Origin of the sequence: Paenibacillus sp. CF095 (genome assembly GCF_900101225.1) — a bacterium.
GTDB lineage: Bacteria > Bacillota > Bacilli > Paenibacillales > Paenibacillaceae > Paenibacillus.
Genome location: NZ_FMZN01000004.1, coordinates 258,213 through 281,830, shown reverse-complemented (window position 1 = coordinate 281,830; position 23,618 = coordinate 258,213). Strand labels below are relative to the sequence as shown.

Genomic DNA, 23,618 nt, shown 5'->3' with positions numbered 1-23,618 from the left:
CGATGAAAAATTCAATAGCAGCCCCTCCTGCTGGAGTGAGCTGCTATTGGGATGCCTAAAGGGTGTCTATGAGGTAGATGAATATAACAATCCTTACGGTTTCAAAAGCACCCGATGAACCCCTTGGCTTCCTCCTGTTGCGGTTCCGAGATATAAATATTTCCCTTGGCTTACGGCCGTGGTAATGCCATACAATGTTCCTTCAGGATCATGCCAGCTATTCACAAGTTCTCCTTCTGGTCCATATTCTGCGACAAGTCCGTGTTTCACCGGGGCACTGGCTCCATTTAACAAGGACTGTGGAACTTTGGACATTGTTGCCGCTAACCAAGGATGACTATGCATGTAATCGGCAAAAGGCAGACGGGTTGTGAACACCCCTACCCAGAAGTGTCCCTGAGCGTCACGTGTGATATTGTCCGGAAACCCAGCCAGATTCTCTGCAAAAATATCAGAGGTACCTTGTTTGGGCCCCTTCAGCCAGTACCGGGTCAACTGATAATGATATGATTCGGCTACAAGCACGAAATCTTCTTCGGCAGACAATACGACCCCATTGGCAAAATATAAATCCTCAAGCAGAACGGTCGTCTGCTTGGTCACCGGATCATATTTCAATAATCGTCCATGCGGTTTATTCTCTGCAATTTCTTTGAACATGACTTTGCCATAGTTAGAGGTATCGGAGAAATAAATCGATCCGTCTTGGGCGATGTCCAGCTCATTTGCCAGGTAGATCGGCCCTCCATCTACTTCAGTGGTTAGTACTTCGACATCTCCGTTCGGGTCAATGGACAGCAGCCCTTTCTGAATATCCGCCACAATCAAATTCCCTGTAGCATCAAATTTCAGGCCGTTAGGTGTTCCGTGGGTATCAGCGAATACCTCTGCTGGCTGTGCCTTGTCCTCGACGTCAAAGGTTACTCTGTAGATTTTGCCGTCGGAGTCACCCGCATACAGCCGCCCTTCTTTATCAAAAGTGATAAATTCCGGGAACTTCGCGCGGTCAGTAACCAATTCAGCGGAGCTAAGTTTGTTGTTCTCTTTCCAGGGACCCTCCTTCTCAAAAGAAGGAGCAGCAGGTGCAGACCAAACAGCGGGTTCTACCGGGGCGGGCATTAGCAGGAATACAACGATTCCCAGCACAATTACCCCTAGCAGGGTCAGGCTCCATCTACGAATTTGTTGGCCAGTGGATCGTTTGCGTTGTTTTTGTTCTGTTGACATATTAATCCTCCTAATAGTGTTTCTGTTGTCCTTTGTCATAGCGTGCAGTTAACTGCCACTACATGTTCTGGCGTGTCCTTCGCACCGACAGAGGCGTTCTCCCCCTGTACCACTCACGTTGAGAGAGTTATCTCCGTCGAGCTGGCACAGAATGAGAAATTGCACGCCACGGTTACGATTCTTCCACCCAAAGAGCATCAATTATAATACGTTGTTTTTTTAAGGAAACAATGTTACCTTAACTCCAAAAAAATAATGAAAATTTAAAAAAAATGAGCATGAGACCACTTTTGGTAACACTGTTTCTTATAAGAATCATAGTAACCAAAAGGAAACGATTGTGTCAAATTCTTTTTTTATCATAATGACCTTCATTGACAACTTTTCTGCAAATGGTTAGAATGCCTGTATTTAGAAGTCGGAAAATGCCCGCAGATCATTTATAGTTTGTTTGTCAATAAAGAGGGTCTGGCCCAGCAGTTGTATCTGGAGGGCTGCAAATTGCTCGCCAAGCGTTTGGAAGAAGTGCCGCCGTCCTCTGACTTCTTGCAGTATTTAATGGATTTGGGGGAAGCCTTCTGGCAGTTTGCGCAGGATTATACCAGCTACTATAAGCTGATGTTCGGGGGGCTTTTGCCGAGTTCAAGCCGGATGCAGAAAGTATGCAGGGAACGATGACTGCCATATACCGCTTGCTGATTCTAATTAGCACTGCCCAGAAGCAAGGACAGATTTCGGGCCAGAAAGTGACCGAAACTCTTGTCAGTACTATATGGGCATCGCTGCACGGTGTAATCCACCTGCATATGGGCGGGTTCCTTGGTGATGTAAAAGCAGCCCATAACGTATATAAACAAACCATGAATTTGATGTCCCAATCCTTGTTTGCGGTATTCAAGCCAGACAGAGGAGTGGACAGGGGATAATGGATTAAATCTTGGCTACGGGTTAGGCTGGGAAAACAGGCAGAGTGAAAAAGGTTAAGCTAAAAGCGATGCATCCTGTAGCAGGTGGATCGTTTTTTTATTTAGGAAATTATACATTACATAAAATGTAATAACTTCGAAGTGTAATCCTGAGCGGGTTATTTTGTTGCATACAGATGATCTGTGGTAAAATGTCGTTAGCTGTGACGTCCGGAGCGTCCGTTTTTACAGATGCCGGGCGATCTTGTTGTGAGAGAATGTTTATAATTAGATAAAGAGAACCTTTAAGTTGAACTGGAGAACCATTGTGGAACGTAGAGGGCAGAAAGGATCTAGAGAAGGGAAATTTGTTTATGAATTTCCTTCTTGATGGTAGGTGTTATGAGCTCTTAATACAAAGGTGATGTAGTGAAGGGGGCGGAATCGATCTGAAGAAGCGATAGCGTTCGCCTTTGTCTCCGAATTTCTAACCTTTAAGAAGAGAGAATCTAGAAATTACGGAGACAACAGCGATCGGAAGACGATCCGTACACGTAACGGTTACCTCGTATAATCTCAATACACTAAAGAAAAAGGTAATTCTAAAACAAAGATAATACGACTCGAAAGGTATTCTGCCCGCTTAGTGCCTGAACGGATATCCATGAGTTCAATTTGGAGAGAGACAACCTAGGAGGAACTACTGTATGAGTGAACTGAAATACAAATTGCTTGCATTGGATATGGATGGAACATTACTTAACGATAATCATGAAATTACACAGGAGACCGCCAAGTGGATTCAAATTGCCATTCGTCGGGGTGTGCATGTGTGCCTTTCCACGGGAAGAGCCGTATTCCACGCAATGCCTTATGCGGTCCAGCTTGGACTGGAGACACCAATGGTTACCGTTAACGGTAGTGAGGTCTGGAAAGCCCCGCATGATCTGCATATGCGTCATCTGATGGACCCGGCATTGATTCGCCAAATGCAGGAGATCGGTGAGAAATATAACAGCTGGTACTGGGCATACTCCGTGGAAGAGCTGTTCAACCGTGACCGTTGGACGGACAATATTGAAGGTCTGGAATGGTTAAAATTCGGCTTCAATACCGAAGTGGATGAAGTGCGTCACCAGATCATGATGGAACTGCAACAAATGGGTGGTCTGCAAATGACGAATTCCTCACCGGTTAATATTGAGATCAACCCTGCTGGGGTATCCAAAGCAAGTGGTGTAGCGGAAGTCTGCAAGCTGCTGGGCATAGAGATGACCGAAGTTGTTGCTGTCGGAGACAGTTTGAATGATCTGGCTGTCATTGAGGCGGTAGGTCTTGGTGTAGCGATGGGTAATGCGCAAGAGCAGGTGAAGGAAGCGGCTGATCTGATCGTAGCGAGTAACAATGAAGACGGCATCGTCGAAGTGATCCGTGAACATATTTTGAAGGGGGAGTAACCTTTGCTCGCAACCATTGCCTGGATTTTAATTGTGCTGCTGTTTGCAGTGGGGATGGCTGGAACGGTATATCCCATACTGCCTGGTGCTGTAGCGATTTTCTTCGCGTTTCTGGTCTACGGCTGGTTCTTCAGCTTTGATCCGTTTGGTGTGTGGTTCTGGATCATTCAGATTCTGATTGTTGTTGTGTTGTTTGTGGCTGATTATGTCGTCAGTGCATGGGGCGTGAAGAAGTTCGGTGGCTCCAAGTTATCGACCACGCTGAGTACCATTGGTGTTATCATTGGCCCATTTGTCATTCCGGCATTCGGACTGGTATTGGGACCATTTATCGGTGCTTTTATCGGGGAACTGATCGGAGGATCTTCACCTTCCAAAGCGTCGAAAGTTGGATTTGGTTCCGTCGTGGGGCTATTTACGAGTACTGTGATGAAAATTATTTTGCAAATCGTCATGATTGTTCTCTTTATTATCTGGGTGGTAAGATTCGCCTAAACGTTCAGGATTAGCTTCAACGGGATGCACGTCCGGTGTGGAGGAAAGAAGGGGAATTCGTTTGTCTAAGAAAGAAACATTCATTAGGGGTACGCTCATTCTGGCGGCCGCTGCGCTGATCGCAAGAGTACTCGGATTGGTTCAACGGGTGCCGCTGGAGCATATCCTCGGCGATATCGGTAATGCATCGTTTACCATCTCCAATACGGTATATTTAATGCTGTTAACTGTAGCAACGGCGGGCATACCGAGTACTCTGAGTAAAATGGTATCGGAACGCTATGCGCTCGGACGCGCGAGTGAAGCCCAACAGATCTACCGTGCAGCCCTTATCTTTGCCGCTGTTGCCGGTGTAGTCATGTCTGCTTTGTTGTGGTTCGCAGCACCTTATTATGCTACGTATGTCTCCAAAGTACCGGAGTCAGTCAGCGCCATTCGCGCCTTGGCTCCAGCCTTGCTACTGTTCCCGGCCATTGCGATGATGCGTGGATATTTCCAGGGACGCGGCAACATGACAGCAGGCGGTATTTCACAAATCGTGGAACAGTTCGCTCGTGTAGGTACAGCCATTATCGTGGCTTATGTCATGCTGCAATGGAATTATGATGACCAGACGATTGCTGCGGGTGCCTCATTTGGTGGGGTATTAGGAAGTGTTGGTGCCTTTGGTGTCATGCTGTACTTCACCTTGAAGCTGCGTCGTAGCGACCGTGCGGCCCAATTAAATTACGAGCGTGCAGAGCAGTTACCGATGCGAGGTATCTACAGTGATATCTTCAAGCTGTCTATTCCAATTGTGCTGTCTTCACTTGCGGTTCCAGCCATTAACTTCATCGATTCATCCCTTGTGGTACCACTGCTTAGTGGCCAGATCGGACTCGAAGAAGCGACTGGCGTACTTGCGATCCTTGGTGCGAAGGCCCAAAGTATTGCGGGTATTCCTCCGATTCTGGCTATCGCTCTAAGTCAATCATTGGTGCCTGTCATATCGGCAGCATTTGCCCGCAAGGATGAAGCTCATCTGAAGAGTCAGGTTACACTTGCGTTGCGCATTTCGATTCTGACAGGTATGCCAATTGTCATTGCGCTTTGTGCGGCAGCGTATTCGGTCAACGGATTGCTGTTTACCAATCTGGATGGAACGCCGATCATTGCTTTGCTAACATTTGGTACAATTTTTCAGATTACGATGATGACCACTAACTCCATTTTACTCGGGGTAGGGAAACCGCGGATTACGATGATCAGTGTCGCAGCAGGTGTTGTGATCAAACTGATCGCAAGTCTGATTCTGGCGCCGATCTTTGGCATTTACGGCATCATTATAGCAACGGCCCTTTGTTTCCTGGTTATCACATACCTGAATCTGCGGGTCCTTCGCAAAATCGTTGATTTCTCCATCATGGGAGATCGTTGGAAAGGGTTTATCATTACGGTCTTGCTTGCAGCAGGTGTAGGATTTGCAACGAACTGGATTGGGAATACGATCTTTGGACTGTTCCTGCCAGCGCGTGTATCTTTCTTGTTTACCTGCCTTGTGGTTGGCGTGCTTGTTGTGGTGGTGTATCTGGTTCTCATGGTTGTGCTGCGTGTACTGCGCAAGGACGAGCTGGGCAGTTACCCCCGTATTCTGCAAAAAATTCTTCGTCCACTTATGCGTCTTCAACGTGGAGCTGGGCAAAGAGGTTAAAAATGCAAAAAGCATCATCCATGCTCCAATATTTTGTGAAAATAGGATACAAGCTCTGTCTGGTGTTAAGCGGACAGGGCTTTTTGTTTAGCTAAGGCGAGCTGAGCGACTGAACTCGACATTAGCCCAGCAAGCGAGGATTAGCGGTACATCGGGTATCACATCATCCGTCTTTGTCTGCTCTATATGATCTTCAGCATTAGTGTGTGATGGCTTTAGCATCATGAGCCAGTGCTGTTTTCAGCATGCCATACCGGTGTTCGTGACTCATCTCAAACAGCCATGGCCGACGCGGTGCCGTCAGATAACCGAGACAATCCCGAGTCTGAAGCCAGTCATGTCTGGTGATCGGTTCATACGGCGTGTCTCCCCATACGGCGAGCAGTTCCGGACTATATAATCGTTGCCCTTCTGGAAGCCATTCCTCATCCAGTAACGCCTGAGCGTATAATGTATGATCGCCCACCTCGTCTTCACGATTGGTAAACAGCCCAGGCCAATATTCGGCACGCGAGCCACGATGGGGAACCGAACGTGCAAACTCCAACACTTGTGTGTGTACTTGCTCCACGCCAAACAACAGGGCATATAGCCCTTTGCCAAACATGATTCGCTCATCCAGCTTGCCAAAATGTTCAATGACGCGTCCTGCGAGTCCTGCTCCCCGTCCAAGAGGGAAGACGATATGATTCAGACCCGCCAAATTATGCAGATGGAATGCGGGTTTTGAGAGTATTTCTTTTTGAAAATAAGGATGCTGCACCACCCGGCTCTCGATATAGTTCTGCTCATTAATAATTAATGCCACACTAAGCAGTGAACTGCACCGTTCCAGCCAAAAGCGTTCCCAAAATGGCGTCATAAACGCCGATACGTGAAAGTGCGACAAGAGATGGAAACAGCTTCGTCCGATCCGGCGACTGTTCATATACAGCTGAAGCTGGGGATATGCATCCTGGAAAATGAGTGCATTACACCGCTCCAGCAGCCGGTACATATGCTCGCGATCGCTCTCATTCTGTAGATTATGCATCAAGTCACTCTGAAGATCTGTCATGTGATATCCACCGTTGCGAGAGACCATATGGGCCAACAGTGCCCAATGCAGTTCGGGATATTGCTCATAACATTCCAGGTAGGCTGCCGTGCGAGTAATATTACTCCGATTATGCTCCTGAGTCAGTGTCTTAATCTCTTCCAGAATGATGCAATCTTCTTCGCAGACGAGTGCGCTTTGAACCTGGTCCGTGCGTGCAAAAGATTTGTTGCTGGCAGGTAACAAACGCTCCACCTCAGACTGTAAGGCAGCTGCCGTATCTGTATCCCACTCGATGTCACGCAATGGGTGACGAAGCTGTGCAGAAGCTTGCCATGCAGCCTGTTTGCCACGCCAGATTTCCCGGGCAGCACCCGGAATAGAACGGACCATCTGCAGGAGGGACCCGTGATGTTGTTCGCTGGAAGAATCGGTTCTGGTGGAAGTCATGATGTGACATCCTTTCATGATGTTCTGGGTTTAAATTCACAGACCATGTGGTTTATTCTAAGTATGCGCTGATTATTTGACTTCCACTCGCCAATTTGCTTCACTTAGGGTAAGACAAGGTACAGAAAGGGAGATGAACCGAATGGAACAGATTACTTCCAAACCGGCTTTTGATGTAGCCATCCAATCCCCACGTTTGACAATTGCCGTATTCAAGGCAGACTGGTGTGGTGACTGCAAATACATCGATCCGTTTATGCCTGAGGTTGAAGAGAAATATGCACGTGAACTGACCTTGATTGAGGTTGACGTAGATCAGGTTGGAACGGTTAGTGAAGAGCAGAATATTCTTGGCATTCCGAGCTTTGTGGCGTATACAGATGGCCGCGAACTCGTACGGTATGTGAACAAGCTGCGCAAGTCGAGAGAAGAGATTGAGCAGTTCTTGGATCGCGCAGTCGAAGTGTACAACACGATCCATAAATGATAATAAAAGTATGACAGGTTCATGTTGTAAAAGGGTATACTAAAAGAACGCCATTTCTCTTGAAATAGGGAAATGGCGTTTGTATGTTCGGCATGTTCTATGCAAGAGACGTTTCTGTACATAACTCCAATGACCTGTGGGTCATTATTTCAGCAGACGTTAACATTTTGTCACAAAGCGCGACGTCAATGAACATTTTATCCGGTATAATGAATTTAGTTGTGAAATAAGTGTCAAAGTACCGAAACAAGCGGAGAATATTCTCCGCCATCTTAAACCAACAGCGGGTGAGAAAAAATTGAAACACTTAACTTTGTTTAAATGGTTAACCGTATTAACCTGTCTTGTCATGTTTCTGGCCACTTTTGGTGGAGGCATCGTAACCAAAACGGAATCTGGCCTTGGCTGCGGAACGGAATGGCCTTTATGTAACGGAAAACTCGTTCCGGCGCATACTGTGGCTTCACTTATTGAATATTCCCATCGCGCTGTAAGTGCACTGGCTGGACTGTTGTCCATTGCCTCGTTTGTTGCTTTTCTGCGGTTTGGCAAGTCACGCCGTGACCTGCAATTGTTTTCTTTCTTAACTCTGGTATTTGTTATCGTCCAGGGAATCATGGGGGCTTTTGCCGTTGTCTTCTCCCAATCTTCAGCAGTCATGGCACTGCATTTTGGCTTTGCACTGATTGCTTTTGCCAGTTCTCTAATGATGGCGCTGGGCATCAGGCAAGAGGCAAAAGATGGCGGATTGGAGCGACTGAATAAATACCCTCGGGTTAGTAAAAAATTCAGGAATCTGGTCTGGTTCTCCACCATTTACACATATCTCGTGGTATACACGGGTGCATTTGTGAGTCACACGGATTCTGCCGGCGGATGTTCCGGATTTCCGCTCTGTAACGGGCAGATTATTCCTGAGCTTTCGGGTGGGGTAGCGGTTGCTTTTGCTCACCGTGCAGCAGCTGCGTCGCTCGTGATTGTTATTGCAATCCTGGGTCACTTCGCTTACCGTAATCATCCGGACAATAAGGAAATGCGTACTCTGGGTGTGGTATCCGTTGTTCTTATTCTGATGCAAGTAGTCATTGGTATTTTCATGATGGTGACAATGAACCGTCCGGAAGTATACATGTTCGTAGCTCTTGCTCATATGCTGGATATCGCCATATTGTTCGGAGTCTTAACGTATATGAGTTTCCTGGTGTACAAGCTGTATCGCCCGGTTAATCGTTTCTAAGATATAGATTCACTTTTTCAAAGGTACTTGGGCTAAATATGAAAGTCCACCATCCAGTGATGTACATCATTGGACAGGTGGACTTTGTTTGATGTCAGGGGGATCAGGGCAACCTATGGCAAGCAGCAATTACACGGATTGGATGATGTGTTAAGGTGATGAATTCTTGTTGATTTGGAAAAGAGGAGGTTAGATATGCTGCGAACGTTGTTGGGGGAAAAGCCACGTATAAACGAAGGTAAATTGAAGGCAGCGATGGACGCAATGGCGCATACGCTTGAGCTATTTCAACGACAAATGCATGTGGACCATGATCCCACGCATGACTATCGGAAGCTGTATGTGTGGACTCAGGGACTCATCTCCTCACTGGATGAACTGGAGCAAAGCTGTTTCGCTGCTGCTCATTTTCGCAAAAGGGTCGTTGCAGGTTCAACGGATGATATGACGCCGACTGAAAAAGCCGAGTATGCTCGGTATGTGTATTTCTACAAAGATGGCTTTATCCGCTGCTTTGCCATTCTGGATAAAGTCGGCACCGTCTTAAATGAAATATTCCAACTGAATACGTCAAATACCAAAGCGCATTTTTCCTATTTTACTGTGTTGAGGCAGTTCGATTATGCGAGGGAGCATCATGATCTTGCGTTGCGATTGATTCAGATCAAGGACTCTTATCGTGAGCCGATGAGCAAGCTGCGCAAACGTCGTAATATGGAAATTCACTACATGAACTCCGAAATGCACGATGACCTGTGGCAGTTACACCAGACCTTGCAAGGTAAAGTGAAGTTGGAGGATCTGAATCAGCATGTGCAGGAAATGCGTCAAGGCGTCGATATGGTCTGTGAAACGTTAACAGCCTCTTATAGTTATATCAATAATATATGGAAAAGAAATAATTCCCTTTGACAAATCGGAATACTTGGAATATACTGAGTTTCAATCGAATGTTACACGGATAGAACTGATATTTCGGAAGTTACGTTCACATTATAAAGCATAAACTACATGAACTTATAAAATCCTACAATAACATATTTCTTATCGAGAGCGGCGGAGGGACAGGCCCGATGAAGCCCGGCAACCGATTTGTAACGACATGATCTTGTATCATTCGTTATAGATGTTAGGTGCTAATTCCTACAAAATGGTGCAAGACACGATTTTGGCAGATGAGAAGGTATATTCTTTCACGTGAAGAGCCCTCTTTGTATCTGCAAAGGGCTCTTTTTTTGTACTTTAAGGGGAGTTTTCCTTTAGATCGGGTAAAGATACATGTAGGTGGTTGGAAAGGGGCAAGTGCGATTGATTGAATTAAAAGGTTTAACAAAAACGTACGGCAAAGGGGCAAAATCTACAACAGCGTTATCTGAGCTGAATTTGAGCATCCAAAAGGGCGAAATCTACGGAGTGATTGGCCATTCTGGAGCGGGCAAAAGTACATTGATTCGCTGTATTAATTTGCTGGAGCGCCCTACGGAGGGTGAAGTATGGGTTGACGGAATAAACCTGACTGAACTGAGCAAAACCGAATTGCAGCAACAGAGACGCAAGATCGGGATGATTTTCCAACACTTTAATCTGTTATCCTCGGCAACGGTATATGACAATGTAGCTTTTCCACTAAAACTTGTGAATACACCCAAAGATGCCATTGATCGCAAAGTGAAGGAAATGCTCGCACTGGTTGGTCTGGAACACCATAGCAGCAAATATCCGGCTCAATTATCGGGTGGACAGAAACAACGTGTAGGGATTGCGAGAGCACTTGCAAGTGACCCAAATGTACTTCTCTGTGATGAGGCCACTTCGGCACTTGATCCGCAGACGACAAATTCAATCCTGAAGTTATTGCTCGACATTAACGAAAAGTACAACCTTACGATTGTTCTGATTACACATGAGATGCATGTCATTCAGAACATCTGTGACAAAGTGGCTGTCATTCATCAAGGCGGCATTGTGGAACAAGGACCTGTAACAGAAGTGTTCCTGAAGCCGCAGCATGCCATTACGCGGGACTTCATGATGCGTGACCATGAAGCTGGACTTGCTCTCGAAGAGACCGCTCTGGCGAATTCAGGCGTTGAATTGCAGGCAGGTGTTGCTTCCAAACTTGTGAAGATATCCTTTCTGGGTAACAAAACGTATGAAGCGATTTTGTCCAGGACGGTACGTAAGACGGGTGTGGATTTTGCCATCCTGCAGGGTACAATCTCTACGATTAAACAGGTGCCTTATGGACAGCTGACCGTTCGGTTCGAGGGTGATTCAATTGCGATTGATCGGACGATATCAGAATTGACCGCAGAGGGACTTGATGTGGAGGTGCTTCGTTAGATGGATTTTTCAACAGTTCGCTGGGAAGAGGTTGGTAAAGCCTCCATTGAGACACTGCAAATTTTGGGTGTATCAGGCTTGTTTACCGTTATCTTAGGTTTACCGCTCGGAGTTCTGCTGTTCATGACGGCTAGATCTGCTTCGATCAAGTCACGGGCAGTGTACACGATACTATCTCTGATTGTTAATATTTTGCGCTCAGTCCCATTTATCATATTGATTGTTGCTCTTATTCCATTCACTCGTATACTCGTCGGTACAGCTACAGGAGTGTTAGGTGTTATACCACCTTTAGTTATTTCAGCAGCTCCTTACTTTGCTCGCTTGGTGGAGACGACGTTGCGAGAAGTTGATCGGGGTGTCATTGAAGCGGCGCAGTCGATGGGTGCATCAACCGGACAGATTGTAAGACGGGTGTTACTGCCTGAGGCACTGCCTGGTCTGCTTGCTGGTATAACAATCACGATCGTTACGCTTGTCTCTTATACGGCGATGGCGGGCATGGTTGGTGGTGGAGGTCTTGGAACACTGGCAATTAACTATGGATACTTCCGTTATCAAAATGAAATCATGATTATATCTGTAGTGTCGATGATCATTCTTGTGCAAATTCTCCAGATGGCTGGGGATCGCTTGGTTACATTTTTCACCAGGAAATAACACATAGATAACATGATGGATATGCATTTATGCGGACGCCACATGAAAAAAATGATTAGAGAAGGGGTTTTACACATGAAAAAATGGTCTTTCGCTCTACTTAGCCTTATGCTGATTGCGGTTCTTGCAGCTTGCGGGAACAATAAGGACGCCGATAGCGGCGCAGACAATTCAGCAGGCGCACCACGCACAGTTGAATTGAAAGTTGGAGCTTCACCTACACCACACGCAGAGATCCTGGAAAGCATCAAGCCTGAACTGGAAGCACAAGGTATTCGTTTGCAAGTTGTTACGTTTAATGACTATGTACAACCCAACCAGCAACTTGCTGATAAAAAATTGGATGCAAACTTCTTCCAGCACCAACCTTATCTGGACACAGAGAATAAAGAACGTGGATTCAACCTCGTTTCTGTAACACCTGTTCATGTTGAACCTTTTGGTGGATACTCCAAAAAGATTAAGTCTTTGGATGAATTGGCTGACGGCGCAAAAGTAGCAATTCCAAATGACCCATCCAATGGTGGACGTGCTCTGTTGTTGCTCGCGAAGGAAGGTATCATTACGCTGAAAGACAACACAAATATTACTTCTACGATTCAAGATATCACAGCAAATCCGAAAAATCTGGATATCATCGAGCTTGATGCAGCCATGATGCCTCGTCAATTGGATGAAGCGGATCTGGTATTCATCAACGCCAACTATGCCCTTGAAGCAAACCTAAATCCAGCGAATGATGCTTTGTTGATCGAAGATCTGCAAGGTAACCCATACGCAAACATCCTCGTTTCCCGTGAGGACAACAAGGATGCAGATGCAATTCAGAAACTGGCTGCTGCCTTGCACTCCGAAGAAGTGAAAGCATTCATCAAAGAACGTTATAAAGGTGCAGTTGAACCTGCAACTGAATAATTCACGATATGCATGACATGATGTGAAGCTATATAAAATAAGCCGTATATCTCTCCAGAAGAGATATACGGCTTATTTTATATTACTAATCTGTGCTGAGGTGGGGATCAACATAAGTCAGAGTTTTTCTTCTTCTCCATTTAAGCTTTTGATTTTGTATCTGATCCAACCGATTAGCCCGAGAACGACAACCAGGATCAAGGCCAATCCTTTTTTGAGCAAAAGAAGAGCACTGAATTTCTGGGAAGCCGTGTACCCGATCACGCCCATCAGAAGACTGTTGAGCCCTATGGTGGATGTTTTGTCAGTCGAAGCATTGTACTCTTCGTAGGTATATCCTGCATTGCTGCTAAGTTGATTAAGGACAGTGCACTCAAATTTTGATCGTCATCATGGATATGACCTGTCTTCACGTACTCAAACACAACATACCACGAGCCGAATTCACTATTGCTGGTTAGGCTTCCGATTTCAATCAAAATATATTTGGAATTAAAGGTGGATAATCCCTTGTGGATAAGCGAGTTGTAGGAGGACGATAAATCTTTTATACTGGATAGTGACTGCTCTTTGAAGAGGGGGATGAACGTGAAGGGAAAGATTGCCCTCATAACGGGAAGTGCCAAAGGTCTTGGTAAAATGACGGCCCTCAGTCTGGCAGATCAAGGGTGTCATATTGCCCTCAACTATGTACACAGCAGAACAGAAGCTGAGGCTTTAAAGGCTCAGATTATAGCCAAGGGTGTGCGGTGCATTGCCATCCAGGCTGATATATCCAAGGTGGAAGATATCTCTTCATTGGTTGAGCAGGTGGAAGGCAACCTGGGCAGCATTGATATTTTGGTGAATAACGCAGGTCCATTTGTCCGTGAACGACGATTATTTGCGGATTATTCTGAAGCTGAGGTCCAGATGCTTGTGCAGGGAAATCTGTTGGGACCGATGTTACTGGATCAGCGTGTATTGCCAGAGATGAGACGCAAGCAATGGGGACGCATTATCCATTTTGGCTTCAGTCATGCTGGAGAAGCGAGATCTTGGCCTCATCGCGCCGTATATGCAGCTGCCAAGGTGGGTCTGGTATCTTTTACAAAGACACTCGCGGTTGAAGAAGCCCCGTATGGAATTACGGTTAACATGGTATGTCCAGGTGACATTCGTGGTGCGAACAAAGAGAAAACGATTGATGAAATGGCAGGCATCACCGACGAGGAAACGCCAAGAGGGCGACCAGGCAGCGGTGAAGATATTGCACGAGTGATTACGTATCTGTGCCTTGATCATTCCGATTTTATAACAGGTAACATTATGGATGTATCTGGAGGACTTGATCCGATTCGTCCAACCATACAGCGCGAGGATACTTAAAAGGTGAATTGAAGGATTGTACGTGGAAACGGGTCAAAGGGACAGATGAAATGGACTCTCTGCATATGCACACAAAAAAAAGAGCCCTCCGCTTCATGCGAAGCGAAAGGCTCTTGAGGTTTATTTCGTGAAGGATTGATTAGAATACTTGTACGACTTCTTGTACACCCTCAACTTCTTCGAGAAGGGCACGTTCAATCCCGGCTTTTAAGGTAATGGTGGAGCTTGGGCAACTGCCGCAGGCACCGACCAGTTTCAGCTTAATGATGCCGTCCTCCACGTCGACCAGTTCCACGTCACCGCCATCGCGCTGCAGGAACGGACGAAGTTTATCAAGCACATCAGATACCTCATCATACATGGTGCTTTGTGCGTTTTCGCTCATATTGTTCAACTCCTTTCCTTCCTATATTATATTACAAATGGCCACAAATTAAAATGGTCAAACAAAGCAGGTGAACTTAAATGAGACCGATTATTGAATTTTGTGCCAATAATATGCATTTTGGCACAGATGAAGTCATGGATCAACTGGAAGAAAATCCAGACTATGACGTGATTGAATACGGCTGCCTAACCAACTGCGGCCAATGTTCTATGACTCCATTTGCACTGGTGAATGGCGAAGTTGTCATCACGGACAAAGTGGAAGATCTATATAACGCCATTTTGGCCAAAATTGCCGAAGCCGATGTCTGGGACGAGCTCGATCTCGACTAACCGAGATGGCGCTTGGACATCCAGAGCACACCACTTTTCAAAATACGAGGTACACGTCCCATCATGGACGTTTTGCCCATCAGCCCAAACCCAGACTTCTTGCCGAGTGCGCCGAGTGTGCCACGAAGCTTGAGTGGATGTGGATTGGGCTTTTCGCCTTTCCAGAGGGCATGCTGAATATGGGCGATCTGCTCACCCTGCACTTCCGCAGCTTGACCGCTAGGTGCATAAGGGACACTGGCACAGTCACCAACGACATACACATCGGTATATTCCGGGATTTGGTAGTATTCATTCAGGACGACACGTCCTTGAGGGTCTTTGGTTACGTCCAGATCCTGTACCACTTTTACGGGCTGAATGCCTGCAGTCCACACGACAGCATCGGTTAGGATCTGTTCATCCCGGTTATAGATGGCGTTCGGTTCAACACGTGAAATGGCGATATGCCCGCGTGTCTCTACCTGATGTTCGTTGAACCATTCATGCACATACACAGACAGACGTTGTGGGAAAGCGGATAATACACGTTCACCACGATCCAAAATGCTGATGTTTAGATCGGGTCTGCTCTCACGAAGTTCAGCTGCCATCTCGACACCACTTAATCCTCCGCCTACGATATGCACATTGCCATAGGCTTTGACCTCATTAAGGCGCAGGTAGGTCTCGCGTGTTTTGCTAAAGCTCTGAATGGTACAGCTGTAGTCTTCGGCGCCAGGCGTGTTGTGGAAACGGTCTGTACAACCAAGTCCGATGACAAGCTTGTCGTACACGAGCGGGTCTTGGCCTTCAAATTCAATCTGACGCTGTTCCAGGTCAATCGAAGTAACTTCTCCATAACGGTAAGTGACTTTATCGCTCACTGGAAATTGGATACGCAGGTCATAATCAGATACGGTTCCTGCTGCGAGTGCGTAATATTCTGTCTTTAATCCCTGAAAGGGGCTACGGTCCACCAAAATAATTTGTGTATCGGATGGAATTTTACCCTCCAGAAGTTCCTTGATGATTGTGAGGCCGCCATAGCCGCCTCCAAGAATGACGAAATTTTTCATGACTCGGCTTCCTTTCTGCATCAGTCCCACTGAAATGGGGCTGTAAACTGTGGAGCAGCTATGCAATAACATAGCTGCTCCTTTTGTTATGATTTGAATAATTAAAAAGTAGACGTTGAAAATTGAAGATATTATTCAGCAGTTTGCACCACTCGAATTCAAACGTCTCCCTATAATGAAAGCTTCGTTCTGGAGTGGTGCTGGTGCAATATTGGTTGTGGATGGAGTTATGTCCTATTCGTACACTTGAATTTCATTGTAGAACGTATCACGTTCTACCGGAATACGTCCTGCACCTTTAATGAGCCATATGAGCTCTTTACGTGTAAGGCCTTCAGGTGTGAGTGCACCTGCCGCATGACTAATCCGTTCGCGAACGATCGTGCCGTGTGCATCTGAAGCACCAAATCCAAGGGCAACTTGAGCTAGCTGTGGACCGATGTTAATGAAGTATGCTTTGATATGATCGATGTTATCCAGCATCAGACGGCTGATCGCAATTGTTTTGAGATCCTCATAAGCCGAGTTACGACGCATAATGCTCGCGTTTTTACTTTTTGGCTGCATGGAAAGCGGGATAAAGACCATGAATCCGTTGGTCTCATCTTGCAATTCACGGATCTGCACCATATGGTTGACGCGGTCCTCATAGGATTCGATCGATCCATACAACATCGTAGTATGTGTACGCATGCCGAGATCATGAGCTGTACGGTGCACCTCAAGATAACGATCCACGTTGGCTTTGTCTACACGCATTTTTTTGCGATATTCATCCGAGAGAATCTCAGCGCCGCCACCAGTCAATGTTTTCAGACCTGCTTTTTGCAGCTCTTGCAGAACTTCCCTGATACTGAGTCCGCTAATCCGGGTGAAGAAATCAATCTCGGCTGCCGTGTAAGCTTTCAGTGTAACATCTGGATATTTCTCGTTTAAAGCACGCAGGGAATCGACATAATACTGAAAAGGAACATGGTTGTTATGTCCGCCTACGATATGGAACTCACGTACGCCCGGATGAATATGCTGTTCCACATAATCGATCATTTCCTGACCGGATAATGTATAAGAGCCTTCTTCACCCTGGTCTTTACGGAAATTACAAAAAGCGCAGCGGGCTTCGCATACGTTCGTAAAATAAAGACTCATGTTTTCGATGAAATATACTTTCTTGCCATTTTTCCGCAAGTTGGCCTCATTGGCCAACTGGCCCAAAGTCAGCAGATCATCTGTTTCATACAGATATACGCCGTCTTCTACGCTCAGCCTTACGCCGTTCTGCACTTTCTCAACGATTTCAGCCATTCTTTTGTCTGTGAACGGTGTTACCAATGTAGACATACTGTTTCCTCCTGTTCTTAACCGGATTTGAGTTGTGTGTAGGATCTGTATACAGAACTACATAGCAAAGATGCGGTCATCTGCCGCTTCCTTATAAGGACTAACTCTTATTTACCCGGTGCAGCGTGTGCTGCATATGAAAGCTAAATTTTTTCAAAAAATGGAGTCTGTTGACTCATATATGCATTGGGGACTGCGTTGCAGTCTCGAAATGTGAAAAAAATTACAACTCCAATTATGACCATCGTCTGAATAAGTCATGACAAAATATCGACATTTCAGTGCGACCACCTATTCATTATAAACCTCGTATCGCGGGGGTTCAATACACTGGGAAGAAAAAGGAGTTCAGGGGGAACGCGGAAAGAGGCAAACATGACTTGAGACCCTTGACGGGGTGGAGTATAATTTGAAGAAGAGTTAATGAAAGGTTGTTCAAAAGTACGCTTTTGATTACGAAGGATGCCTAGCGGCATCTCAGCGTCGAATATGGGATTCAGCCGAAATGTCCGTTGCTCACGTAGTTTTGCCTACGCTCCGCTACTCCATTTCTATCTTCATCCCATCTTCTTGGTACTGAAAAGCGCCCTTTTTGAACATGATTTTATATGAAAAAGGAGAGTGACCTGGCATGATTAACATCAGCGAAACGGCTGCTGACAGATTGAAAGAGATGCTTGCACAGCAAGAGACACCTGGTATGTTCCTGCGTCTTGGCGTAGCACCGGGCGGTTGCACCGGATTTTCGTACGCCATGGGCTTTGACGATAAAGAGTCCGATGAGGACCTGTATATGGATATTCAGAACATGAAGGTTGTAGTCGAGAAGGAAAACCTGAAATATCTGAATGGACTTGAAATTGATTTTGAAGAGTCCGGTATGACGGGTGGGTTCACCATCCATAATCCGAACGCAGTAGCCACTTGTGGTTGTGGATCTTCTTTCCGTACGAAGGAAGATGCGGGTGTGCCTGATAAGGATTGTTAAGAAACTGAGTTGTACAGCGGTTTCCCAATTCTGTTTTGAAATAAGCAGTTTGCAATCCCTTTAATAGATAGCCTCTGAATTGTATCCGTTTTGCACGGGCATGATATCAGGGGCTTTTTTGCGTGTACTGATTGTGCATGGTTGACAAACTTAGTTGTAACAACTATAGTTACAATATAAAGTTCAAACATAAACAATATCGATAATTTAAAGGAGAGATCATGATGAACATTGCAATCATTGGTGCAACAGGCAAAGCAGGAAGTGTAATTTTGAAAGAAGCCGCAGACAGAGGTCATAAAGTAACGGCAATCGTTCGTAATGCATCCAAATTGGAAGATAAAAGCTTGAATACGCTGGAGAAAGATGTATTCGATCTTACAGCTGAAGATCTTAAAGCATTCGATGTGGTTGTAAATGCATTTGGTGCTCCAGCGGGTAAAGAAAACCTGCATGTGGAAGTAGGACAAGCGTTGATCAACATCCTGAAAGATGCACCAAACACTCGTCTGATCGTTGTGGGTGGAGCAGGAAGCCTGTTCACTGACGAGTCCAAGACATTGCGTCTCTTTGAATCCCCAGGATTCCCTGATGCATACAAAGCAACTGCAACGAACCAGGGTCAAAACTTGCAGGATCTGCAAGCATCCTCTGGTATTCAATGGACATTCCTGAGCCCGGCTGGTTTCTTTAATCCAGAAGGTGTACGCACCGGCAAATATCAAGCAGGCAACGACGTTATTCTTGTGAATAGCGAAGGCAACAGCTACATCAGCTATGCAGACTATGCGATTGCTTTGGTTGATGAGATCGAGAATCCACAACACAAAAACGAGCGCTTTACCGTTGTTGGTGAAGTGAAGTAACACTTTTAAATTATAATATGGAACATACAAACGGACGCTGATCTCCACAGATTGGTGTCCGTTTTTTATGTTATCGAAGAGGGATGATCTGCAATAACGTTAGACAGTTTAGAGGATTATCGCTCAACTTCCAACTACTCCTTTGAATCTATGTTATATTATTCTAAAGATGGGAAGGAAATGTGATTATGTGAAAACCATCTTCTCTTCATTGGAATTTCTGCGAGTTCAAATGTACAAGGGAGTTAACAGTTGTGAAGATGTATTCTAAAGGAGTTATATTATTGATCTTTGCGGTTTTTATGATTAGTGTATCGAGTGGTTCAGGGTTGTCCCAATATACAAACGTTAAAAATGCGCTGAATCAAATTCACATCACTTCTCTTTATCCGAAAAATAAGAATGGACAAACATATGGCTCTGCCATATATGCGACTTCTCCAGAAACGGAACCTGATTTAATCCTGGCTACTGGTGTGGATGGTACAGAAGGATATCTGCTGAAAAAAGACATGGATGGCGAGCAACCAAAAACACCTGAAGAAGCTATTGCGATACAGAACAGCAGACCACCAGACGGATGGGATATTCCACTGTATGACAAGGATGGTGAAACCGTAATTGGTGTGTTTCATGTTGGAGGAAAGTGAAAGTTACCAAATTAGGATCAAATATGACGCTATCTTGAAACTTTAATGAAATGACCACCATTCGGGCAGTTGATCAAAAGGGTCGGCTGCTTTTTGATTTTAAGCTTATTTAGTTTGCTAAAGGACGTGAAGGTAATATGAAATACTTCATTGGAATTACCCCTCCAGACGATTATAAAGAAAAAATTGTGGCATTTCGTGATCGTTGGTCCAGTAATCGTCTTAATGATGTAGTCGAGCCTCATATCACTGTAAAAGCGCAGGGTGGTCTTACCGTTGATCTTCATTGGTTAGAAAGTGTGAGACAGACATGCTCTTTAATGCCAAGTTTTCAATTATCATTATCAGAACCGGGATCGTTCGGAAGTGTTGTTACATTTCTTAGTGTTGAAACGAGCAATGTCATCAAGTTACATCGAAATTTGGTAAAAGTGATTTCTCCATCACAAGAACTTTTAGACCGTTACTTTGAAATGGATAAATATCATCCTCATTTAACCTTGGGGCAAACCTATTGGGGTTTGAACGAGAGTGACATTGAAGAAATGAAGCTCTTAACAATTAAGGAATTGGCTCCTTTTCCAACCTTTGATGTCAATTATGTACGCGTATATAAAGAAGTTGAACTAAACAAATACGTACCATTTGAAGACATTCAATTGGGAACTGAAAGAGTGAAGTGATTCAAATAACAGGAGCATTAGGTTGATGTAGAGGGTTGAGTAGATGATCAAGTTTGAGTGAACCATGGTTGGTTCTCTGATATAATGCTTTCGTTATCTCCTTTCTCGTAATTCAATCTATTTGCGCTGAGAAGTTGCGTTATCGTTGTGCCCAGGGGGACAGTTAATGAAAAAGATAAAACTTATTGTAAGCTTATTGATACTGGGGATTTTTTTATTTGGGTCACTGGATGGATTACGTTTCAAAGAAATAAATGTAATACCAGGTGATGTCAAAATTGTGCGATCTGAAGAAATTAATGATTTTGGGAAAGCAGTGTTGTTTGAAGACAACCAAGATAAGACTTTTGGGATTGCTGGATTAAAGAAGGAGTTCAGGGTTCTATATCGTTATGGTATAAGTACAGATGGTTATTGGATTGAGGAGGGCAAACCATTTACAGCTGCTGGGATTGGTGATTCAAACTATTTTGTAGTCGCGGTAAAAACAGCTAGGGAATCAAATATCAAATATGTTGCCCTTGGAAATCACATGGAGAGTGTTATGCCCTTGGAAAACTATGAATTATCTCTTGAGAATGTCAAAGCAAATCTTGATGGCTACCATTTGAAAGAGGTTACTGATAATTATGTTCTGTTTGTATTAGATGAGTACTCTGAGGATACGTGGACAATAAGAGCCTTTAGTAAAGATGGAGATTTAGTTGCAGATAAACTATTTGGTGGGGAAGCAAGATTTATAGATCGGGAATGAACTAGTAGTTTATACTAACTCGAAGTTTTTGCTCAAAGAAAAGTCCAGCATGACCTATGGCCCCTTTACTTAAACAAGGATCGAGGCGTATAATCCGTTGAGACATTAGAGTAAGTAAGAGGGGAAAAAGCTATGAATAATGGGTTAATCAACGCGATCATTGCGTATATCATGTGGGGGGTTCTCCCGCTGTATTGGAAGTTGTTTGAAAATGTACCGGCAGGCGAGATTTTATCGCATCGGGTAGTCTGGTCATTTGTCTTTATGGGGATTTTCGTTGCCGTCCAACGTCGTTGGGGTGACATGAAGCGTATTCTGACCAGTCGTTCGACCCTGCTGTCCCTTACCGCGAGTGGGCTGCTAATTGCTATTAATTGGCTTATCTTCATCTGGGCAGTTAACAATGGTCATGTCGTTGAGACAAGTCTGGGCTATTATTTGAACCCTTTGCTGAATGTGTTGCTGGCGGTTGTCTTCCTTCATGAAAAGCCAAACCGTGGACAATGGCTCGCGATTGCCATCGCTGGTGTCGCGGTGCTTATCATCGCTATCGACTACGGACGTTTCCCATGGGTTGCGATCTCGCTGGCCGTGTCATTTGGCTTGTACGGTCTTGCGAAGAAGAAGATCAAGCAAGATGCCTCTGTGGGCTTATTTTCAGAGACAGCTGTAGTTCTGCCCGTCGCACTTGGCTACTGGATCTACTTGGCCGTTGTAGGAAAAGCAACGGCATGGACGCTACCTGCGCCGATGTTCTTCGAACTGCTGCTTTCCGGTGTGGTGACGGCATTCCCACTGCTGTTCTTTGCACGGGCGGCTGCTCGAATGTCGTTGTCCACACTCGGCTTTGTACAGTATATTGGGCCGACAATCATGCTGATCCTGAGTGTGTTTGTGTTCAAGGAAACGGTCTCACCAGTTCTGCTCGTTGGTTTCGCGCTGATCTGGACAGCGCTTATCGTATACGCTGCCGCATCAATGCGTGCTACGAGACTAGCTAAGGTAAGCTGAATTTAGAGGTATTCTGGTATCGTCATAGTTGCCCTGTCTGCCGATTTGGTGGACAGGGCAACTATTTGTTTGAGGGGAACGAAACTCGACCAAAACCAGAAAGGAAGCTGGATCAACCTTGTGGTAAAATACAGGAGTACTAATCAAAAATAGTAATAAGAAAATGAGGAGGCAACAGATATATGATGGTCAATGACCTGTACCGTAAACGTGTTCTGTTCTTTACAAAGAATGATGTAGTTCAGACATTATTTCAGTTTTCTATTTCAGCGATAATTGGTGTTATATACGGGGTTATGCTCGTCAACGAGACGATAGGTGGGCTTATTAATAAATTGCTCCCGAGCACGGATGGCCCCGATCTTCATTTATATCTGCCCGTTGTGATAACGGTGTTCATCTACTCGTGTTTTATTCAGAAGAGACAACGGATTTTACTTGAAAAAATCTCATTTAGTTGTCTCCATATTTTTGTTGCCCTACTAGGCTGTGTTTCTTCAGTTATTGTGTTATTGGTGTTCTAATCCAAATTCCTACGTATCCACACCTTCAGCCCCATCAACTGCATCAATGACACCGACAGCGAGTGTTGTTACCGCAGCAGCAGCTAAAAGATTCTTGGCACCAAGCTTGACTCTGTCCTTATCTTCCTCTTGCATGCCCACAACAACATCTTTACCGCTCTTATATACATACTTGACTGATATCGCTACACCTTTTGCAGTAGTGGTTACAGCACCTCCAATATCGGCAAGCCCCGCGTCTATGGCGGTATCATCTTTTCGAATTGCACCACTGGCAAGATCATATGTCCCGCTAGCCAGTTGTCCCACGGTTTTGCCTGTATTAATCGTAGCTTTCTCTACGCCGTTTCCGACTTCTTTGATAAAGGGGCTTCCCGCGATTTCACCAACAACCCTCACGCTGCCGCCGAGTACTTTCCCGGTAACTTCCCCAGCTAACTGACCTAGCCCTTTTAAAAAAATCATCCTTATGCCTCCTCTCCAATAAAAAGTTGATTCTATGTGTTATATCTCAATAAACTTATTATATTCATATATAAGCCAAAAGAACATCAGTCTACAGCCCGAGTGGTGCACCCCTCCTCGATTGATCGCGACACGCTTTAGAAGTGTCTCAAGGAGCAGCAACGTAGTGGAGGGGGCGGAATCGATTCTGAAGAAGCGGAGCGTTCGCCTGAAAGCTTTCTGCAAGAAAGTTACATCGGAAGCATAGGCTATCCCGGGATTTTCCCCTTATCAGGGGAATTCATAAAA

At 45.2% G+C, this 23,618-nt stretch carries 25 protein-coding genes, 1 pseudogene and 1 riboswitch; of the genes and pseudogenes, 19 read left to right on the top strand and 7 right to left on the bottom strand.

Features of this window, described 5'->3' with window-relative positions; genetic code table 11:
• Positions 1-93: 93 nt before the first annotated feature.
• A complete protein-coding gene (locus BLS69_RS25735) occupies positions 94-1,227 on the bottom strand; it encodes an SMP-30/gluconolactonase/LRE family protein (protein ID WP_091037905.1) in 1,134 nt (377 codons plus the stop codon).
• A 501-nt stretch (positions 1,228-1,728) separates the two neighbouring features.
• Here BLS69_RS25735 and BLS69_RS32320 point away from each other — a divergent pair.
• From BLS69_RS32320 to BLS69_RS25715, 5 genes are all read left to right on the top strand, one after another.
• Positions 1,729-1,905 carry a hypothetical protein gene (locus tag BLS69_RS32320; protein ID WP_176873028.1) on the top strand — a complete coding sequence of 59 codons (177 nt, stop codon included), beginning with the start codon at positions 1,729-1,731 and terminating at the stop codon, positions 1,903-1,905.
• A complete protein-coding gene (locus BLS69_RS32315; RefSeq protein WP_176873025.1) occupies positions 1,890-2,153 on the top strand; it encodes a hypothetical protein in 264 nt (87 codons plus the stop codon). The genes BLS69_RS32320 and BLS69_RS32315 overlap by 16 nt, the downstream gene beginning before the upstream one ends.
• A 686-nt stretch (positions 2,154-2,839) precedes the next feature.
• Positions 2,840-3,589 carry a Cof-type HAD-IIB family hydrolase gene (locus tag BLS69_RS25725; RefSeq protein WP_091037903.1) on the top strand — a complete coding sequence of 250 codons (750 nt, stop codon included), beginning with the start codon at positions 2,840-2,842 and terminating at the stop codon, positions 3,587-3,589.
• Positions 3,590-3,643: 54 nt separating this feature from the next.
• On the top strand, positions 3,644-4,084 hold the full coding sequence (locus BLS69_RS25720; RefSeq protein ID WP_047841365.1) for a DUF456 domain-containing protein: 441 nt from the start codon (positions 3,644-3,646) through the stop codon (positions 4,082-4,084).
• A gap of 61 nt (positions 4,085-4,145) precedes the next feature.
• Positions 4,146-5,774 carry a putative polysaccharide biosynthesis protein gene (locus BLS69_RS25715; protein ID WP_076319823.1) on the top strand — a complete coding sequence of 543 codons (1,629 nt, stop codon included), beginning with the start codon at positions 4,146-4,148 and terminating at the stop codon, positions 5,772-5,774.
• A 199-nt stretch (positions 5,775-5,973) separates the two neighbouring features.
• On the opposite strand, the gene BLS69_RS25710 is transcribed toward BLS69_RS25715, so the two are convergent.
• Positions 5,974-7,260: a DUF2515 family protein gene (locus BLS69_RS25710; RefSeq protein WP_091037901.1), complete on the bottom strand. Its 1,287-nt coding sequence runs from the start codon at positions 7,258-7,260 to the stop codon at positions 5,974-5,976.
• Between the two features lie 142 nt (positions 7,261-7,402).
• On the opposite strand from BLS69_RS25710, the gene BLS69_RS25705 reads away from it, so the two are divergent.
• From BLS69_RS25705 to BLS69_RS25680, 6 genes are all read left to right on the top strand, one after another.
• The gene (locus BLS69_RS25705) at positions 7,403-7,747 is read left to right on the top strand and encodes a thioredoxin family protein (RefSeq protein ID WP_017692403.1); all 345 of its coding nucleotides are present in this window, start codon (positions 7,403-7,405) and stop codon (positions 7,745-7,747) included.
• Positions 7,748-8,045: 298 nt separating this feature from the next.
• The gene (locus BLS69_RS25700; RefSeq protein ID WP_091037900.1) at positions 8,046-8,984 is read left to right on the top strand and encodes a COX15/CtaA family protein; all 939 of its coding nucleotides are present in this window, start codon (positions 8,046-8,048) and stop codon (positions 8,982-8,984) included.
• Positions 8,985-9,179: 195 nt separating this feature from the next.
• Positions 9,180-9,896 (top strand): Cthe_2314 family HEPN domain-containing protein, encoded by a 717-nt coding sequence (locus BLS69_RS25695; protein WP_091037898.1) that lies wholly within the window; start codon positions 9,180-9,182, stop codon positions 9,894-9,896.
• Positions 9,897-10,025: 129 nt separating this feature from the next.
• Positions 10,026-10,166, top strand: a riboswitch (SAM riboswitch).
• 126 nt (positions 10,167-10,292) lie between these two features.
• A complete protein-coding gene (locus tag BLS69_RS25690; RefSeq protein WP_091037896.1) occupies positions 10,293-11,327 on the top strand; it encodes a methionine ABC transporter ATP-binding protein in 1,035 nt (344 codons plus the stop codon).
• Positions 11,328-11,987, top strand: coding sequence for a methionine ABC transporter permease (locus BLS69_RS25685; RefSeq protein WP_036673326.1), 660 nt, complete (start codon positions 11,328-11,330; stop codon positions 11,985-11,987).
• A 75-nt stretch (positions 11,988-12,062) separates the two neighbouring features.
• On the top strand, positions 12,063-12,902 hold the full coding sequence (locus BLS69_RS25680; RefSeq protein ID WP_091037894.1) for a MetQ/NlpA family ABC transporter substrate-binding protein: 840 nt from the start codon (positions 12,063-12,065) through the stop codon (positions 12,900-12,902).
• A gap of 117 nt (positions 12,903-13,019) precedes the next feature.
• On the opposite strand, the pseudogene BLS69_RS33035 reads toward BLS69_RS25680, so the two are convergent.
• A pseudogene (locus BLS69_RS33035) lies at positions 13,020-13,259 on the bottom strand (DUF2167 domain-containing protein); the annotation flags it as partial.
• Between the two features lie 231 nt (positions 13,260-13,490).
• Between BLS69_RS33035 and BLS69_RS25675 the strand changes: the two are divergent.
• The gene (locus tag BLS69_RS25675; RefSeq protein WP_017692411.1) at positions 13,491-14,270 is read left to right on the top strand and encodes an SDR family oxidoreductase; all 780 of its coding nucleotides are present in this window, start codon (positions 13,491-13,493) and stop codon (positions 14,268-14,270) included.
• A gap of 139 nt (positions 14,271-14,409) precedes the next feature.
• On the opposite strand, the gene BLS69_RS25670 is transcribed toward BLS69_RS25675, so the two are convergent.
• Positions 14,410-14,655 (bottom strand): NifU family protein, encoded by a 246-nt coding sequence (locus tag BLS69_RS25670; RefSeq protein ID WP_053783253.1) that lies wholly within the window; start codon positions 14,653-14,655, stop codon positions 14,410-14,412.
• A gap of 80 nt (positions 14,656-14,735) precedes the next feature.
• Between BLS69_RS25670 and BLS69_RS25665 the strand changes: the two genes are divergently transcribed.
• Positions 14,736-14,990, top strand: a complete 255-nt coding sequence (locus BLS69_RS25665) for a YuzB family protein (protein WP_036605750.1) — start codon at positions 14,736-14,738, stop codon at positions 14,988-14,990.
• Here BLS69_RS25665 and BLS69_RS25660 read toward each other — a convergent pair.
• Entirely contained in the window at positions 14,987-16,048 is a 1,062-nt protein-coding gene (locus BLS69_RS25660; protein WP_036673332.1) for an NAD(P)/FAD-dependent oxidoreductase, read from the bottom strand. The genes BLS69_RS25665 and BLS69_RS25660 overlap by 4 nt on opposite strands.
• Before the next feature lie 234 nt (positions 16,049-16,282).
• The gene (mqnE, locus tag BLS69_RS25655) at positions 16,283-17,389 is read right to left on the bottom strand and encodes an aminofutalosine synthase MqnE (RefSeq protein WP_091037892.1); all 1,107 of its coding nucleotides are present in this window, start codon (positions 17,387-17,389) and stop codon (positions 16,283-16,285) included.
• A gap of 631 nt (positions 17,390-18,020) precedes the next feature.
• Here mqnE and BLS69_RS25650 point away from each other — a divergent pair.
• From BLS69_RS25650 to rarD, 6 genes are all read left to right on the top strand, one after another.
• Positions 18,021-18,377, top strand: a complete 357-nt coding sequence (locus BLS69_RS25650) for a HesB/IscA family protein (protein WP_062837974.1) — start codon at positions 18,021-18,023, stop codon at positions 18,375-18,377.
• A gap of 224 nt (positions 18,378-18,601) precedes the next feature.
• Positions 18,602-19,243: an NAD(P)-dependent oxidoreductase gene (locus BLS69_RS25645; RefSeq protein WP_091037890.1), complete on the top strand. Its 642-nt coding sequence runs from the start codon at positions 18,602-18,604 to the stop codon at positions 19,241-19,243.
• 254 nt (positions 19,244-19,497) lie between these two features.
• On the top strand, positions 19,498-19,893 hold the full coding sequence (locus BLS69_RS25640) for a hypothetical protein (RefSeq protein WP_143023631.1): 396 nt from the start codon (positions 19,498-19,500) through the stop codon (positions 19,891-19,893).
• A gap of 137 nt (positions 19,894-20,030) precedes the next feature.
• The gene (locus BLS69_RS25635) at positions 20,031-20,576 is read left to right on the top strand and encodes a 2'-5' RNA ligase family protein (RefSeq protein ID WP_091037886.1); all 546 of its coding nucleotides are present in this window, start codon (positions 20,031-20,033) and stop codon (positions 20,574-20,576) included.
• 166 nt (positions 20,577-20,742) lie between these two features.
• Positions 20,743-21,330, top strand: a complete 588-nt coding sequence (locus BLS69_RS25630) for a hypothetical protein (protein WP_091037884.1) — start codon at positions 20,743-20,745, stop codon at positions 21,328-21,330.
• Positions 21,331-21,462: 132 nt separating this feature from the next.
• Positions 21,463-22,341 (top strand): EamA family transporter RarD, encoded by an 879-nt coding sequence (rarD, locus tag BLS69_RS25625; RefSeq protein ID WP_091037882.1) that lies wholly within the window; start codon positions 21,463-21,465, stop codon positions 22,339-22,341.
• 533 nt (positions 22,342-22,874) lie between these two features.
• Here the strand turns inward: rarD and BLS69_RS25615 are convergent.
• Positions 22,875-23,330 carry a hypothetical protein gene (locus BLS69_RS25615; RefSeq protein ID WP_091037879.1) on the bottom strand — a complete coding sequence of 152 codons (456 nt, stop codon included), beginning with the start codon at positions 23,328-23,330 and terminating at the stop codon, positions 22,875-22,877.
• Positions 23,331-23,618: the final 288 nt, after the last annotated feature.

Coding starts and splice junctions, on each gene's coding strand:
- BLS69_RS25735 (WP_091037905.1), bottom strand. CDS start 1,227: ATGTCAACAGAACAAAAACAACGCAAACGATCCACTGGCCAACAAATT.
- BLS69_RS32315 (WP_176873025.1), top strand. CDS start 1,890: ATGCAGGGAACGATGACTGCCATATACCGCTTGCTGATTCTAATTAGC.
- BLS69_RS25725 (WP_091037903.1), top strand. CDS start 2,840: ATGAGTGAACTGAAATACAAATTGCTTGCATTGGATATGGATGGAACA.
- BLS69_RS25720 (WP_047841365.1), top strand. CDS start 3,644: ATGGCTGGAACGGTATATCCCATACTGCCTGGTGCTGTAGCGATTTTC.
- BLS69_RS25710 (WP_091037901.1), bottom strand. CDS start 7,260: ATGACTTCCACCAGAACCGATTCTTCCAGCGAACAACATCACGGGTCC.
- BLS69_RS25705 (WP_017692403.1), top strand. CDS start 7,403: ATGGAACAGATTACTTCCAAACCGGCTTTTGATGTAGCCATCCAATCC.
- BLS69_RS25695 (WP_091037898.1), top strand. CDS start 9,180: ATGCTGCGAACGTTGTTGGGGGAAAAGCCACGTATAAACGAAGGTAAA.
- BLS69_RS25685 (WP_036673326.1), top strand. CDS start 11,328: ATGGATTTTTCAACAGTTCGCTGGGAAGAGGTTGGTAAAGCCTCCATT.
- BLS69_RS25680 (WP_091037894.1), top strand. CDS start 12,063: ATGAAAAAATGGTCTTTCGCTCTACTTAGCCTTATGCTGATTGCGGTT.
- BLS69_RS25670 (WP_053783253.1), bottom strand. CDS start 14,655: ATGAGCGAAAACGCACAAAGCACCATGTATGATGAGGTATCTGATGTG.
- BLS69_RS25665 (WP_036605750.1), top strand. CDS start 14,736: ATGAGACCGATTATTGAATTTTGTGCCAATAATATGCATTTTGGCACA.
- BLS69_RS25660 (WP_036673332.1), bottom strand. CDS start 16,048: ATGAAAAATTTCGTCATTCTTGGAGGCGGCTATGGCGGCCTCACAATC.
- mqnE (WP_091037892.1), bottom strand. CDS start 17,389: ATGTCTACATTGGTAACACCGTTCACAGACAAAAGAATGGCTGAAATC.
- BLS69_RS25650 (WP_062837974.1), top strand. CDS start 18,021: ATGATTAACATCAGCGAAACGGCTGCTGACAGATTGAAAGAGATGCTT.
- BLS69_RS25645 (WP_091037890.1), top strand. CDS start 18,602: ATGAACATTGCAATCATTGGTGCAACAGGCAAAGCAGGAAGTGTAATT.
- BLS69_RS25635 (WP_091037886.1), top strand. CDS start 20,031: ATGAAATACTTCATTGGAATTACCCCTCCAGACGATTATAAAGAAAAA.
- BLS69_RS25630 (WP_091037884.1), top strand. CDS start 20,743: ATGAAAAAGATAAAACTTATTGTAAGCTTATTGATACTGGGGATTTTT.
- rarD (WP_091037882.1), top strand. CDS start 21,463: ATGAATAATGGGTTAATCAACGCGATCATTGCGTATATCATGTGGGGG.
- BLS69_RS25615 (WP_091037879.1), bottom strand. CDS start 23,330: ATGATTTTTTTAAAAGGGCTAGGTCAGTTAGCTGGGGAAGTTACCGGG.